Here is a 14509-nt window from a genome sequence, read left to right as displayed (position 1 = left end):
CCTCACTTGCGACTGGCGTAAAGCATCTATTGCAGGGAATTTTCAGGCGCAAGGCAAAGTTGGACGGGATCTTGCAAAACCCCAGTGAAAGACGCTTTCGCGTCAAAAGATTGAACCTGCTGGGGTAGAGAAGTGGCGGTAGATCATTCACAGATTATCGGTAACGTGCGCAGTAATCTTTCGGGGTTGCGCCAGGGCAACTTGGGCATCCCGCTGTTGCTGCTGGTCATGCTTGGCATGGTCATGTTGCCGATCCCTCCGTTTCTGCTCGACGTGCTGTTTACCTTCAGCATTGCCTTGTCGATCGTGGTGCTGCTGGTCAGTATCTACGCCTTGCGTCCGCTGGATTTCGCGGTATTCCCGACCATCTTGCTGGCGGCAACCTTGCTGCGTCTGGCGCTTAACGTCGCTTCCACGCGAGTGGTGCTGCTCCACGGTCATGATGGCCATGCCGCAGCGGGGCAGGTGATCCAGGCCTTTGGCGAGGTGGTGATTGGCGGTAACTACGTTGTGGGTATCGTGGTCTTCGCCATCTTGATGATCATCAACTTTGTGGTGGTTACCAAGGGTGCTGGGCGTATTTCCGAAGTGAGCGCGCGTTTTACCCTCGACGCGATGCCCGGTAAGCAAATGGCGATCGACGCCGATCTCAACGCCGGTCTTATTGAGCAAGCAGAGGCCAAAAAGCGCCGCTCCGAAGTGTCCCAGGAAGCGGATTTCTACGGTTCGATGGACGGTGCCAGCAAATTCGTGCGTGGTGATGCCATTGCCGGTCTGCTGATTCTATTTATCAACCTGATTGGCGGCATCGCCATTGGTATCTTCCAGCACAGTTTGAGTTTTGCCGATGCTGGCAAGGTCTACACCTTGCTGACCATTGGTGACGGTCTGGTTGCGCAGATTCCGTCGCTGTTGCTGTCGACGGCGGCAGCAATCATGGTGACCCGGGTGTCCAGCTCGGAAGACATGGGCGCGCAGGTCAACCGCCAGATGTTTGCCTCGCCGCGCGCATTGGCCGTGGCTGCAGCCATCATGATTGCCATGGGGTTGGTGCCGGGGATGCCGCATTTCTCCTTTATCAGCCTGGGCCTGGTGGCTGCCGGTGCGGCGTACTGGATCGCCAACAAGCAGCGCAAGGTCAAGGAAGAGGAAGTTAAGGAAGTCCAGCGCCAGCAAGAACAATTGCCAGCCCAGCGTGCCCAGGACGTCAAGGAACTGGGTTGGGATGATGTGATGCCAGTCGATATGGTCGGCCTGGAGGTCGGGTATCGGCTGATTCCGCTGGTTGATCGCAATCAGGGTGGTCAATTGCTTGCGCGGATCAAGGGCGTGCGTAAAAAGCTGTCGCAGGAGATGGGGTTCTTGATGCCTTCGGTGCACATTCGCGACAACCTTGATCTGCAGCCAAATGCTTATCGCCTGACCTTGATGGGCGTGAGCGTGGCGGAGGCGGAAGTCTATCCGGACCGTGAGTTGGCGATTAACCCGGGGCAGGTATTTGGCACGCTCAACGGGGTTGCCGCCAAAGATCCGGCGTTCGGCCTTGAAGCCGTGTGGATTGATGTCAATCAGCGTGACCAGGCGCAGTCGCTGGGTTACACCGTGGTCGACGCCAGTACGGTTGTTGCGACCCATCTCAATCAGGTGCTGCACAAGCACGCCCATGAATTGCTGGGTCATGAAGAAGTCCAGCAGCTTATGCAGCTACTGGCCAAGAGTTCGCCCAAGCTGGCCGAGGAGTTGGTACCAGGGTTGGTGTCGCTGTCGACCCTGCTTAAAGTGCTGCAGGCACTGTTGCAGGAACAGGTGCCGGTGCGTGACATTCGGACCATCGCCGAGGCCATCGCCAATGTCGCGCCAAAGAGTCAAGATCCCGCCGCTATGGTTGCAGCAGTTCGCGTTTCGCTATCCCGCGCAATTGTGCAAAGCATTGTGGGACTAGAGCCCGAGCTGCCTGTGATTACCTTGGAGCCAAGGTTGGAACAGATATTGCTAAATAGCGTACAGAAGGCCGGTCAAGGTTCCGAAGAAGGCATCTTGCTGGAGCCGGGCATGGCTGAAAAGCTGCAACGTTCCTTGATCGATGCAGCGCAGCGTCAGGAAATGCTTGGCAAGCCAGTGATACTTCTGGTTGCCGGGCCGGTTCGGGCGATGCTCTCGCGCTTTGCGCGAATGGCGGTAGCCAATGCCCATGTGTTGGCTTACCAGGAAATACCCGATAACAAGCAGGTCACCATCGTTGCGACGGTGGGTCAGAATTAAGCGGTGCTGAATCGCACAGATGTTGTCCAGCCGCCGCAAAACCGAGGTCACAGGTATGCAGGTTAAACGCTTTTTTGCTGCCGATATGCGTCAAGCCATGAAGCTGGTTCGTGAAGAACTGGGCGCTGATGCGTCGATCATCGGTAATCGCCGCGTTGCAGGCGGTGTCGAGTTGACCGCTGCGCTGGATTACCAGGTTCCTGCGGCCCCGGTGCGCCAACCGAATCCTGCCCTGGAAACCGAGTTGCGCAAAACACAGTCGAAAATTGCTGCGGCCCATGCTGAATTGAGCCTGCGCGTTGAGCCTGAGGTGGCCAAGGATTTGCAGCTATTTGCTGAGTTGTCGGCGCAGGTTGAAAGCCCGCTGGATGCTGCCGTGCGTGCGTCTTCCAAAGCGGCGGCTGCGGCGGTTGATCAAAACACTATCGATGCCATGCGTTCAGAGTTGTCTGGTCTGCGTGAGCTGATCGAAGTCCAGCTCGGTTCTATCGCCTGGGGCCAGATGCAAACCCGTCGGCCTCAACAAGCCAATCTATGGCGTCGCCTGCAGCGCATGGGCTTGCCGGCAGACGTCGCCCGGCCCTTGCTGGAGCGCGTCAGCGAGATTGCCGAGCCTCGCCAGGCCTGGCGCATGTTGTTGGCGCATATGGCTCACGCCATTCAGATCCCCAAGCAAGAGCCTCTTGAACAGGGCGGTGTTATAGCCTTGGTCGGGCCAGCAGGCATGGGCAAGACCACGACCATTGCCAAGCTGGCCGCACGCTACGTGCTGAAGTTTGGCGCACAGAATATTGCGTTGGTCAGCCTGGATAGCTATCGCATCGGCGCTCAGGAACAGTTGAAAACCCTGGGCCGCATCCTTAATGTGCCGGTGACTCTGGTTGATCCCAGCCAATCGCTGACCCAGGTCATCACGCCCTTGATGCGCAAACGCGTGGTTTTGATTGATACTGCAGGCTTGCCGGCAAATGACCCGGCGCTGCGGATGCAGCTTGAAGCCTTGTCGAGCCGCTCGATTAATGCGAAAAACTACCTGGTAATGGCCGCGACCAGTCAGAATCAGGTACTGAAATCGGCTTATCATAGTTACAAGCGCTGTGGGCTTATGGGTTGTATTCTGACTAAACTGGATGAAGCAGCAAGTATGGGTGAGGTTCTGGGGTTGGCGATGAGTCAGCGCCTGCCAGTTGCCTACGTGACTGATGGCCCCCGCATTCCTGATGATTTACAGCTGCCGCGCAGCCATCAGTTGGTCAGCCGCGCAGTTGGCCTTCAAGCTCAAGAGGAACCCTGTGAAGACACCATGGCTGAAGTCTTTGCGGGCCTTTACCAGCAACCGGCAAAACAGGCGAGTTGATGCGTCACCACATGATCTTTGATACAGCTTGCATGCAAGCTTGTTGTGTTCATCTTAGTCGAAGCTCAATGGACAAGATGCTTCTGACCAACGTGAACAAGGAGCGTAATTAAATGGCTATGCACCCAGTGCAAGTAATTGCAGTTACTGGTGGTAAGGGCGGCGTCGGTAAAACCAACGTATCCGTCAACCTGGCAATGGCGCTGGCCGAGGAAGGCAAGCGCGTAATGCTGATGGATGCTGACTTGGGGCTGGCGAACATCGATGTACTGCTGGGGCTTACACCGAAGCGTACGCTGGCAGATGTCATCAGTGGCGAATGCGACATGCGCGACGTGGTTATCCAGGGGCCATGCGGTATTCGCATTGTGCCTGCTGCGTCAGGCACGCAAAGCATGGTCCAGTTATCACCCATGCAGCATGCCGGTTTGATCCAGGCGTTTAGCGACATCAGTGAAAATATCGACGTGTTGATTGTCGACACCGCTGCCGGAATCGGCGACTCGGTTGTCAGCTTCGTTCGCGCGGCGCAAGAAGTGCTGGTGGTGGTTTGTGATGAGCCAACGTCAATCACCGATGCCTACGCCCTGATCAAACTGCTCAATCGCGATTACGGCATGAATCGCTTCCGGGTGCTGGCCAATATGGCGCACACCCCGCAAGAGGGGCGAAACCTGTTCGCTAAACTGAGCAAGGTCACAGACCGTTTCCTCGATGTTGCACTGCAATACGTCGGCACCGTTCCTTATGACGAGTCGGTACGCAAAGCCGTGCAGAAGCAACGTGCAGTTTTTGAAGCATTTCCACGTTCAAAATGCTCCATGGCGTTTCGAGCAATAGCCCAGAAGGTCTGCACCTGGCCTTTACCTGCCAATCCGCGCGGGCATCTGGAGTTTTTTGTCGAGCGTCTGGTGCAACAACCTGCTACTGACACGCCGGCATGACAGCGGCGTCTGGACTTCGAATGTATAGCAAAGCGCAAGGTAAAGACTTGCAACATCAGCTGATTGAACGGTATGCGCCACTGGTCAAGCGGATTGCCTATCACCTTTTGGCGCGCTTGCCCGCGAATGTCCAGGTCGATGATTTGATTCAAGCCGGGATGATCGGCTTGCTTGAAGCTTCAAAAAAATACGACGGCTCCAAAGGTGCAAGTTTTGAGACTTTTGCCGGTATTCGTATCCGCGGCTCAATGCTCGATGAAGTGCGCAAAGGTGATTGGGCACCGCGTTCGGTGCATCGCAATAGCCGCATGGTCAGTGATGCAATTCGATTAATTGAAGCAAAAACAGGTCGTGACGCTAAAGATCACGAAGTTGCGGCCGAACTCCAATTGAGTCTCGAAGATTACTACGGCATTCTTGGCGACACTTTGGGCAGCCGCCTATTCAGTTTTGACGACCTGCTTGAGGACGGAGAAAATAGCGGCCTGCATGAAGATGTAAGTAACGGTCAGTCAGGGCCTTCACGCGAGTTTGAGGAAGAGCGCTTTCAAAAAGCACTTGCCGATGCAATTGGCAACTTGCCAGAGCGCGAGCAATTGGTTCTTTCGTTGTATTACGACGAAGAACTCAACCTCAAGGAAATCGGTGAAGTGCTGGGCGTGAGTGAGTCTCGGGTAAGTCAATTGCACAGCCAATGCGCCGCACGTTTGCGCGCGCGCCTGGGTGAGTGGCGAGCCGGATAATAGTTGGATACTGAAAACCTTGTATAGCGAGGCACGCATGTGCCTAGCCAGGCCGGTTTCACGATTATAGGGTGCATTCAGGCTGCTGAATGCACTGGGGAAGGTACGGAGGTCGACTTGGACAAGAACATGAAAATCCTCATCGTTGATGACTTTTCAACGATGCGCCGCATTATTAAAAACCTCCTGCGTGACCTGGGGTTTACCAACACTGCTGAAGCCGATGACGGCACAACCGCACTGCCAATGCTGCAAAGCGGCAGTTTCGATTTTCTGGTGACTGACTGGAACATGCCGGGAATGACCGGTATCGAGTTGTTGCGCGCAGTGCGTGCGGATGAACGGTTGAAACAACTGCCAGTACTTATGGTGACCGCTGAAGCCAAACGTGACCAGATCATCGAGGCTGCGCAAGCCGGTGTGAATGGCTACGTGGTGAAGCCCTTCACTGCTCAAGTGCTTAAAGAAAAAATAGAAAAGATATTTGAGCGTGTAAACGGCTGATGTCTGCGCTGAGGTTGTTATGGAACACGATGATTCCCAAGTGGGTGACTTTGAATCGACCCTGAAAAGTAATGCCCACCAATTGCTCGAAAGCCTTGAACGCGGCAATTTTGGTGATGCGGTCCAGGTTATCAATGAACTGAACAAAGTGCGCGACCGTGGTCTTTATCACGAAGTCGGCAAGCTGACGCGCGAGTTGCACAGCGCAATAGTCAACTTCCAGCTTGACCCGCGCCTACCGCATGCGACTGAAGTCTCGCAGATTACCGACGCAACCGAACGCCTCAATTACGTGGTGACGATGACCGAAGATGCGGCCAATCGCACCATGGATCTGGTCGAGCAAAGCGCGCCGCTGGTTAATGATATCCGAACCGAAGCGCAAAGCCTGAGTGCCGATTGGGGGCGTTTCATGCGCCGCGAGATGGGCGCCGAGGATTTTCGTGAGCTGGCCAAGCGGGTCGAGTTGTTCCTGGTCAACAGCGAACGAGACAGTGGCAAGTTGTCAGGGCACTTGAACGACATCCTCTTGGCGCAAGACTACCAAGACTTGACTGGCCAGGTGATAAAGCGCGTCACCCAGCTGGTCACTGAAGTTGAAAGCAATCTGCTCAAGTTGATGCTCATGGCCACTCAGGTTGATCGCTATGCAGGCATCGAACATGACCAGGAAGCATTGCGTGCAGAAAAACAACAAGAAAAAAATCCATCTCAGGGTGAAGGTCCGCAGATTCATGCCGATAAGCTTGATGACGTCGCTGCAAGTCAGGATGACGTCGATGATCTGTTGTCCAGTCTGGGATTTTAGGAGCACGTCCATATGAGCTTCGGCGCCGATGAAGAAATTCTCCAGGACTTCCTGGTAGAGGCCGGCGAGATACTCGAACAATTGTCCGAGCAGTTGGTTGAGCTTGAGAGCCGCCCGGATGATATGAATCTGCTCAATGCGATTTTTCGGGGATTTCACACAGTTAAAGGCGGTGCCGGTTTTCTCCAGCTTAATGAGCTGGTGGAGTGCTGCCATATTGCGGAAAACGTCTTCGATATATTGCGCAAAGGTGAGCGCCGGGTCGATTCGGAGTTGATGGACGTCGTGCTTGAAGCGCTGGACGCCGTCAATGGCATGTTCAGTGAAGTACGTGAAGGTGTCACGCCCACTGCCGCGACCCCGGAGCTATTGGCCGCGTTGGCCCAGTTGGCTGAGCCAACGCCTGCAGCAGGTGCCGCTAGCCCAGCGCCAGTTGCCGAACCGGTCATTGCACCGACTGCCTCAGTGTCGACTGCCGCAGCATCGACTGCCGCAACTTCCAACGATATTACCGACAGCGAATTTGAACAGTTGCTCGACGCCCTTGGCGAAACTCCGCAACAGGTCGATGCCCCGGCGGCCAGTGATGAAATCACTGACGATGAGTTTGAGTCGCTACTTGATCAATTGCACGGCAAGGGCCAGTTCGCCGCGGGCGAGGTTTCAGCTAGCCCAGCCAAAGTTGAGGCAGCTCCTGAAGCTCCGGCTGGCGAATCGACCAGTGACGAGATCAGCGATGATGAGTTTGAAGCCTTGCTCGATCAGTTGCATGGCAAAGGCCAGTTTGTAGCGCCCAAGGCGGTTGAGCCTGCGGCTGCTTCAGTGCCGGTTGAAAGCGCTTCTGCGCCAGCGGTTGCCGGTGATGAAATCAGCGACGACGAATTTGAAGCCTTGCTTGACGAGTTGCACGGCAAGGGCAAGTTTAGCGAGCCGGTGGCCAACGTTGCCGGTTCTGATGTGCAACCTGTCCAGGTCGCTGCGGCTGTCGCCAAAGCCGCACCGGCCAAAGCCTCGGCACCTGCACCAGCTCCTGAAAAAGCGGCTCCAGCCAGCGAAGCTGAAACCACGGTTCGGGTTGATACCGCGCGCCTTGATGAAATCATGAACATGGTTGGTGAGTTGGTACTGGTGCGTAATCGCCTGGTTCGCTTGGGTGCAAGCAGCAACGATGAAGCCATGGGCAAGGCGGTATCGAATCTTGATGTGGTCACTGCAGATTTGCAGACCGCAGTGATGAAAACCCGCATGCAGCCAATCAAGAAGGTATTTGGCCGCTTTCCACGCCTGGTTCGTGACCTGGCCCGTAACCTGAAAAAAGAGATCAGCCTGGAGCTGATTGGCGAAGAAACCGACCTGGATAAAAACCTGGTCGAGGCCCTGGCCGATCCGCTGGTGCACTTGGTGCGCAATGCGGTTGACCACGGCATTGAGTCGCCCGCTGAACGTGAAGCGGCAGGCAAGTCGCGCGGCGGCAAGGTGGTGTTGTCGGCCGAGCAAGAAGGCGATCATATCCTGTTGATGATCACCGACGACGGCAAGGGCATGGATGCCGACGTATTGCGTGCCAAGGCCGTCGAGAAGGGGTTGTTGGAAAAAGACGCAGCAGATCGTCTCAACGAATTTGAATGCTACAACCTGATCTTCGCGCCCGGCTTCTCGACCAAAACCGAGATATCCGACGTGTCCGGTCGGGGTGTCGGCATGGATGTGGTGAAGACCAAGATCTCTCAGCTCAACGGTACGGTCAACGTGTTCTCGGTCAAGGGCCAAGGCTCGAAGATCGTGATTAAAGTGCCATTGACCCTGGCCATCATGCCGACCTTGATGGTGATGCTGGCTGACCAGGCGTTTGCTTTCCCGCTGGTCAACGTTAACGAAATTTTCCACCTCGACTTGTCGCGCACCAACATTGTTGATGGCCAGGAAGTGGTCGTGGTGCGAGAGAAGGCTTTGCCATTGTTCTACCTCAAGCGTTGGCTGGTAAAAGGCGCAGCGCATGAGGAACAGCATGAAGGTCATGTGGTGATTTTGACTGTCGGCAGCCAGCGCATTGGCTTTGTCGTCGATCAGTTGGTGGGGCAGGAGGAAGTGGTGATCAAGCCGCTTGGCAAGATGCTTCAAGGCACGCCCGGCATGTCGGGTGCGACCATCACGGGGGACGGGCGTATTGCGCTGATTCTCGATGTGCCGAGCATGCTCAAACATTACGCACGCCGCATGTGACTGTCGCCCGCGCAGCTTTGTCTGCGCGGAAAAGGAGCTCTAATGGCTGTAAAAGTATTGGTAGTGGATGACTCCGGTTTTTTTCGCCGTCGAGTCTCTGAAATCCTTTCCTCAGATCCGAATATCCAAGTCATCGGCACGGCAACCAACGGCCGTGAGGCGATCGATCAGGCGCAAAATCTCAAGCCTGATGTGATCACCATGGATTATGAGATGCCGATGATGGATGGCATCACGGCAGTGCGTAACATCATGCAGCGCTGCCCAACACCGGTACTGATGTTTTCCTCGCTGACTCATGAAGGCGCTCGCGTTACGCTCGATGCGCTGGACGCGGGGGCGGTTGATTTCCTGCCGAAGAATTTTGAGGATATCTCGCGTAATCCGGACAAAGTTCGCCAGCTGCTCTGCGAGAAAGTCCACAGCATTGCACGCAGTAACAGGCGCAGCCTCAGCTCGGTGCCTGCGGCTGCACCGGCGCCCGCCGCGACCTCTACATCTGCCGCAACCCCTTTGCCCAGGCGAACCACAACGCCGCTGTCAACAACTGCACGAGCGCCTGTAGAAACAGCAAAACCTGCAACTGCGCATGCAGCGGGTCATGTCAGCAGTGCGGCGCCGAAGCATCGGGCTTACAAACTCGTAGCGATAGGCACATCAACCGGCGGGCCTGTGGCATTGCAGCGCGTGCTCAGCCAGTTGCCTGCCAATTTTCCGGCACCGATTGTCCTGATTCAACATATGCCGGCGGCGTTCACCAAGGCTTTCGCTGAACGCTTGGACAAGCTGTGCCGGATCAGCGTTAAAGAAGCTGAGGATGGCGATTTGTTGCGTCCGGGCTTGGCTTTGCTGGCGCCCGGCGGCAAGCAAATGATGATTGATGCACGGGGCTCGGTGCGGATTCTACCCGGTGATGAGCGGCTTAACTACAAGCCTTGTGTCGACATTACCTTTGGTTCCGCGGCACGTACCTATCATGACAAAGTGCTGGCGGTGGTGCTCACCGGCATGGGCGCAGACGGCCGCGAAGGCGCACGCCTGCTCAAGCAGAATGGCAGCCAAGTGTGGGCGCAGGATGAAGCCAGCTGTGTGATTTATGGCATGCCAATGGCGGTGGTCAAAGCCAACCTGACCGATGCTGTGTACCCGCTGGATGACATCGGCCGCCACATTACCCAGGTTTGCATCTAATGGATGTCCTGAGCCTGATTGGCATCATCCTGGCGTTTGTCGCTATTTTGGGCGGCAACTACCTTGAGGGAGGCCATGCCGCCGCGCTGCTCAATGGCCCGGCTGCGCTTATCGTGATTGGTGGTACCTTGGGCGCTGCTTTTTTGCAGGCGCCGATGAGCGTCTTCAAGCGCTCGCTGGTGATTGTCCGCTGGATCATCTTCCCGCCGCGCATCGATTTGGCAGGTGGTATTGATCGCATCGTCAACTGGAGCCTGGTGGCGCGTAAGGAAGGTTTGCTCGGACTTGAGTCAGTGGCCGACCTTGAGAGCGATCCCTATGCGCGCAAAGGCTTGCAGTTGCTGGTCGATGGCGCCGAGCCAGAGTCGATTCGCAGTGTGCTTGAGGTAGATCTATACACCAAGGAAAGCCACGACATCCAAGCGGCCAAGGTATTCGAGAGCATGGGCGGTTATGCCCCGACCATCGGCATTATTGGTGCGGTCATGGGGTTGATCCATGTCATGGGCAACCTGGCCGACCCTAGCATGCTGGGCAGCGGTATTGCCGTTGCCTTTGTTGCGACCATCTATGGCGTCAGCTTTGCCAACTTGCTGCTGCTGCCCATTGGTAACAAGCTCAAAGCCATCGCCCAGCGCCAGACGCGTTATCGCGAAATGATCCTCGAAGGCATATTGTCGATTGCCGAAGGTGAGAATCCGCGTTCCATTGAATTGAAACTGCAAGGTTTCATGGATTAATGGAGTGAGATATGGCTCGCCGTCGCCATCAGGAAGAACACGAAAACCATGAGCGCTGGCTAGTCTCCTATGCCGACTTCATCACCTTGCTGTTCGCGTTTTTTGTGGTGATGTATTCGATCTCATCGGTCAACGAAGGCAAGTACAAGATACTTTCGGAAACCCTGACTGGTGTGTTCAACCAGCCGGATCGCTCAATCAAGCCAATTCCGGTGGGTGAGGAGCGGCCGAGAACCACTGAGCCGGATCGTTCCTTGGTCGATGAAGACGTGACACAAGCACCGCAAGACTCTCTGCAAAGCATTTCCGAGAGCATCACGGCTGCTTTTGGCGATCTGATTGCCAGTGATCAGTTGAAGGTGCGCGGCAATGAGTTGTGGATCGAAATCGAACTGAGTTCAAGCTTGTTGTTCTCCAGCGGCGATGCGCTGCCCAGCGATGCAGCCTTTGATATTGTCGAGAAGGTAGCCAAGATTTTGGCACCTTACGGCAACCCGGTTCATGTTGAGGGTTTTACCGATAACCAGCCGATTCATACTGCGCAGTTCCCAAGTAATTGGGAGCTTTCCGCCGCGCGGGCTGCAAGTATTGTGCGGATGCTGGCGCTTGATGGCGTCAGCCCTTCGCGCATGGCTTCGGTAGGGTATGGCGAGTTTCAACCGGTGGCCGATAACGCGACCAGCGAAGGTCGGGCGCGAAACCGTCGGGTGGTTTTGGTAATCTCGCGTAACCTCGATGTGCGCCGCAGTATCAGTGGCGTTGGCAGTTCCCGGGCACAGCCTGACAATGCGTTGCGCAACGCTGGCACGCAACCTGCACCATCACCCATGGTTCAGGCGTCGCAGGGCGGTGCCGTCAAATCATCGTCGCCAAATTGATCGGGCGACACTAGGTCCCGCGCAGGCAATCCCTGTGGTGGGCGGAAGAGCAGAATGAGAGTTTGGGCAGTAGCCAATCAAAAAGGTGGTGTCGGTAAGACCACTTCATCCATCGCACTGGCAGGTCTTTTGGCCGATGCCGGTAAGCGTGTGATTGTGGTCGACCTCGACCCCCATGGCTCAATGACAAGCTATTTTGGGCACGATCCAGATAGCTTGGCGCACAGTGCATTCGATTTGTTCTTGCATCAGGGCGTGGTGCCTGAAGGTTTGCCTAAACAGTTGCTACTGCCCACCAGCCATGAGCAGATCGCCTTGCTGCCTTCCAGCACTGCATTGGCCACGCTTGAGCGGCAGTCGCCTGGCCAGAATGGGTTGGGGCTGGTCGTCTCCAAGGCGCTGGCCCAGCTGTGGGGTGAATTTGACTACGCCATTATCGACAGTCCGCCGTTGCTCGGCGTATTGATGGTCAATGCCCTGGCCGCCAGCCAGCAACTGGTGATTCCGGTGCAAACTGAGTTTCTTGCCGTCAAAGGCCTTGAGCGCATGGTCAGCACCCTGGCGATGATCAATCGTTCACGGAAGCAGGCATTGCCTTACACCATCGTGCCCACGCTGTTTGACCGTCGTACGCAGGCGTCGATGTCGACCTTGCGCCTGTTGCGAAACACTTACCCGGATAATTTGTGGCAGGCTTATATTCCTGTCGATACCCGCCTGCGTGATGCCAGCCGGGCAGGGCAGACACCTTCGCAGTTTGACGCCAAGAGTCGCGGCACCTTGGCCTACCGAGCCTTGCTCAAGCATTTGCTCGCACACCAGTTGTCTGCGCAGGTGGCGTGATATGCCGCTATTTTTTGCAAACCGCTGCTCAAGTCTGCCCGGATCGCTGCCGATAAAGGCTACAGACTCTTTTTGCGGATATTCACTATGAGCGCGCCTGCTACCACCACAGGCCCACAACTGGCGCTGCAGTCCTATCTGGACAGCTTGCTTCAGGACGCGTCGCTGGAATTGGCGGCGAGCGTAAGCCTGGATGAGTTCGAAGCGGCCGTGCGCGAAGAGCAGGCGCGTGACGCCACTGCGCAACCGCTGCTGACATTGGCGCCAGCGTCGCAACCCGTGGCGGAGCCTGTTATTGAAGCGCCAACTGTGGCGCCTGAACCTTTAGCACCCGTTGCACTGCTTGAGTTGCCGGAGGCTTTGACCCCGGAATCGCCGGTGTCGATTGTCGAGCCTATTGTTGACCTGAACAGTCCATCGGACAGTGCGCCATTTGCGCCTACGCTGGCTGAAGATGGGCGTCCGCAGTGGGCACAGGAACCCTTTGAATGCTTGCTGTTCGACGTCGCCGGTTTGACCCTGGCTGTGCCACTGGTGTGCCTTGGTTCGATTTATCCACTTGAAGGCCAAGACCTGACGCCATTGTTCGGCCAGCCGGACTGGTTTCTCGGTATTCTGCCTTGCCAGGCGGGCAATCTTAAGGTGCTCGACACTGCACGCTGGGTGATGCCGGATCGTTATCGCGATGATTTTCGCCAAGGCCTGCAATTTGTAATTTCGGTCCAGGGTTACGAATGGGGGCTGGCGGTGCATCAGGTGAGCCGCTCGATTCGCCTTGATCCGACTGAAGTCAAATGGCGCAGCCAGCGTTCGCAGCGGCCATGGCTGGCAGGCACGGTGATAGAACATATGTGTGCGTTGCTGGATGTCTCGGCCTTGGCTGAACTGATCACCAGCGGCGCAGCAAAGCGGTTGGTCAATGGCCAAGTGCACTAAGGAATCTATGAAAAACGACTGCGCTCGTTACTTTTTTTAGAAGATCCCAGATTTACTTTCAATCGGGCAACGGCTCGAAACCGATCATTCCAAGAGGCTAGGAATATGAATAAAAGCTCTGCTCAAGGTGCTGAGGATCCAATCCTGCAATGGGTAACATTCCGCCTGGATAACGAAAGTTACGGTATCAATGTCATGCAGGTGCAGGAAGTTCTGCGCTATTCAGAGATTGCACCTGTCCCGGGCGCGCCTTCTTACGTATTAGGTATTATCAACCTGCGTGGTAACGTGGTAACGGTGATCGACACCCGTCAGCGCTTTGGCCTGGCGCCTGCTGACATTACCGATAACACCCGCGTGGTGATTATCGAAGCGGACAAGCAGGTGGTTGGTATTCTGGTCGACAGTGTTGCCGAAGTTGTTTATCTGCGCCAGTCTGAGGTCGAGACGGCGCCCAATGTGGGTAATGATGAGTCCGCCAAGTTTATTCAGGGCGTATGCAACAAGAATGGTGAGTTGCTGATCCTGGTCGAGCTGGACAAGATGATGACTGAAGAAGAATGGTCGGAGCTGGAGTCAATTTGAATGATGCTTGAAGCCGCACTGGTGGTACTGGCCCTGATCAGCGTTGCATTGATCGGAGCTTGTGTGTGGCTGCATTCCCAGCTCAAGGGCAGTGTTGCACTTCAACTGGAGCGCGATGCGGCGCGTGACCAGCGGATCAAGGAGCTAAGCAAACGCCTGGACACTTATCTCACTGGCAGTATCCGCATGGGCGAGGAGTTGCATGAGTTGCGCCAGACAGTGGCGCCGCTGCCTGACAAGGTTAGCCAGATGGAGCAACGCGATCCGGCTAATTTATCCTTCACCCAAGCGGCTCGCCTGGTGGGGCTGGGAGCCAGTGTCGATGATCTCACCCAGTCTTGCGGCCTGAGCAAGGCTGAGGCTGAACTGGTCAGCAAGCTGCATCAGGCCAAGCCGGGCCAGTTATAAACCTTTGTCTGACTCAGTGGTTCTCCTGTTTTCAAGCCTGAGAAAGCAATAACAACGCCACCTTTACAGTTAAATTCCCCTTCTTTT

14 protein-coding genes are annotated in these 14509 nt (G+C 55.8%); all 14 read left to right on the top strand.

The annotated features are described in order from the left end of the window. Nucleotides 1-132 precede the first annotated feature (132 nt). The 14 genes from flhA (at nucleotide 133) to AACY26_RS08765 (ending at nucleotide 14422) form a co-directional block, all read left to right on the top strand. A complete protein-coding gene (flhA, locus tag AACY26_RS08830) occupies nucleotides 133-2262 on the top strand; it encodes a flagellar biosynthesis protein FlhA (RefSeq protein ID WP_339513037.1) in 2130 nt (709 codons plus the stop codon). Between the two features lie 55 nt (nucleotides 2263-2317). Further along, nucleotides 2318-3619, top strand: coding sequence for a flagellar biosynthesis protein FlhF (gene flhF, locus AACY26_RS08825; RefSeq protein ID WP_339513035.1), 1302 nt, complete (start codon nucleotides 2318-2320; stop codon nucleotides 3617-3619). Between the two features lie 113 nt (nucleotides 3620-3732). After that, nucleotides 3733-4563, top strand: a complete 831-nt coding sequence (gene fleN / locus AACY26_RS08820) for a flagellar synthesis regulator FleN (RefSeq protein ID WP_339513033.1) — start codon at nucleotides 3733-3735, stop codon at nucleotides 4561-4563. Then, nucleotides 4560-5306: an RNA polymerase sigma factor FliA gene (fliA, locus tag AACY26_RS08815; protein WP_339513031.1), complete on the top strand. Its 747-nt coding sequence runs from the start codon at nucleotides 4560-4562 to the stop codon at nucleotides 5304-5306. Before fleN ends, fliA begins: the two co-directional genes overlap by 4 nt. A gap of 129 nt (nucleotides 5307-5435) precedes the next feature. Further along, nucleotides 5436-5810, top strand: coding sequence for a chemotaxis response regulator CheY (locus AACY26_RS08810; RefSeq protein WP_176443248.1), 375 nt, complete (start codon nucleotides 5436-5438; stop codon nucleotides 5808-5810). Between the two features lie 19 nt (nucleotides 5811-5829). Beyond that, nucleotides 5830-6618 (top strand): protein phosphatase CheZ, encoded by a 789-nt coding sequence (locus AACY26_RS08805; protein WP_010482919.1) that lies wholly within the window; start codon nucleotides 5830-5832, stop codon nucleotides 6616-6618. Nucleotides 6619-6630: 12 nt separating this feature from the next. After that, the gene (locus AACY26_RS08800) at nucleotides 6631-8841 is read left to right on the top strand and encodes a chemotaxis protein CheA (protein ID WP_339513026.1); all 2211 of its coding nucleotides are present in this window, start codon (nucleotides 6631-6633) and stop codon (nucleotides 8839-8841) included. Nucleotides 8842-8883: 42 nt separating this feature from the next. Beyond that, a complete protein-coding gene (locus AACY26_RS08795; protein WP_339513024.1) occupies nucleotides 8884-10032 on the top strand; it encodes a protein-glutamate methylesterase/protein-glutamine glutaminase in 1149 nt (382 codons plus the stop codon). Continuing rightward, on the top strand, nucleotides 10032-10772 hold the full coding sequence (locus AACY26_RS08790; RefSeq protein WP_339513022.1) for a flagellar motor protein: 741 nt from the start codon (nucleotides 10032-10034) through the stop codon (nucleotides 10770-10772). The genes AACY26_RS08795 and AACY26_RS08790 overlap by 1 nt, the downstream gene beginning before the upstream one ends. Before the next feature lie 11 nt (nucleotides 10773-10783). After that, on the top strand, nucleotides 10784-11650 hold the full coding sequence (gene motD / locus AACY26_RS08785) for a flagellar motor protein MotD (protein WP_339513020.1): 867 nt from the start codon (nucleotides 10784-10786) through the stop codon (nucleotides 11648-11650). 54 nt (nucleotides 11651-11704) lie between these two features. Continuing rightward, nucleotides 11705-12493 carry a ParA family protein gene (locus tag AACY26_RS08780; protein WP_010482930.1) on the top strand — a complete coding sequence of 263 codons (789 nt, stop codon included), beginning with the start codon at nucleotides 11705-11707 and terminating at the stop codon, nucleotides 12491-12493. 87 nt (nucleotides 12494-12580) lie between these two features. Further along, entirely contained in the window at nucleotides 12581-13429 is an 849-nt protein-coding gene (locus AACY26_RS08775; protein ID WP_339513018.1) for a chemotaxis protein CheW, read from the top strand. A gap of 105 nt (nucleotides 13430-13534) precedes the next feature. Next, entirely contained in the window at nucleotides 13535-14014 is a 480-nt protein-coding gene (locus AACY26_RS08770; protein WP_010482934.1) for a chemotaxis protein CheW, read from the top strand. A 3-nt stretch (nucleotides 14015-14017) separates the two neighbouring features. Further along, on the top strand, nucleotides 14018-14422 hold the full coding sequence (locus AACY26_RS08765; RefSeq protein ID WP_339513133.1) for a DUF2802 domain-containing protein: 405 nt from the start codon (nucleotides 14018-14020) through the stop codon (nucleotides 14420-14422). The last annotated feature ends 87 nt before the right edge of the window (nucleotides 14423-14509 follow it).

This window comes from Pseudomonas sp. RL_15y_Pfl2_60 (assembly GCF_963970595.1).
Classification (GTDB): domain Bacteria; phylum Pseudomonadota; class Gammaproteobacteria; order Pseudomonadales; family Pseudomonadaceae; genus Aquipseudomonas.
The sequence above is the reverse complement of the archived record's forward strand: the minus strand, read 5'-3'. Positions and strand labels throughout refer to the sequence as shown.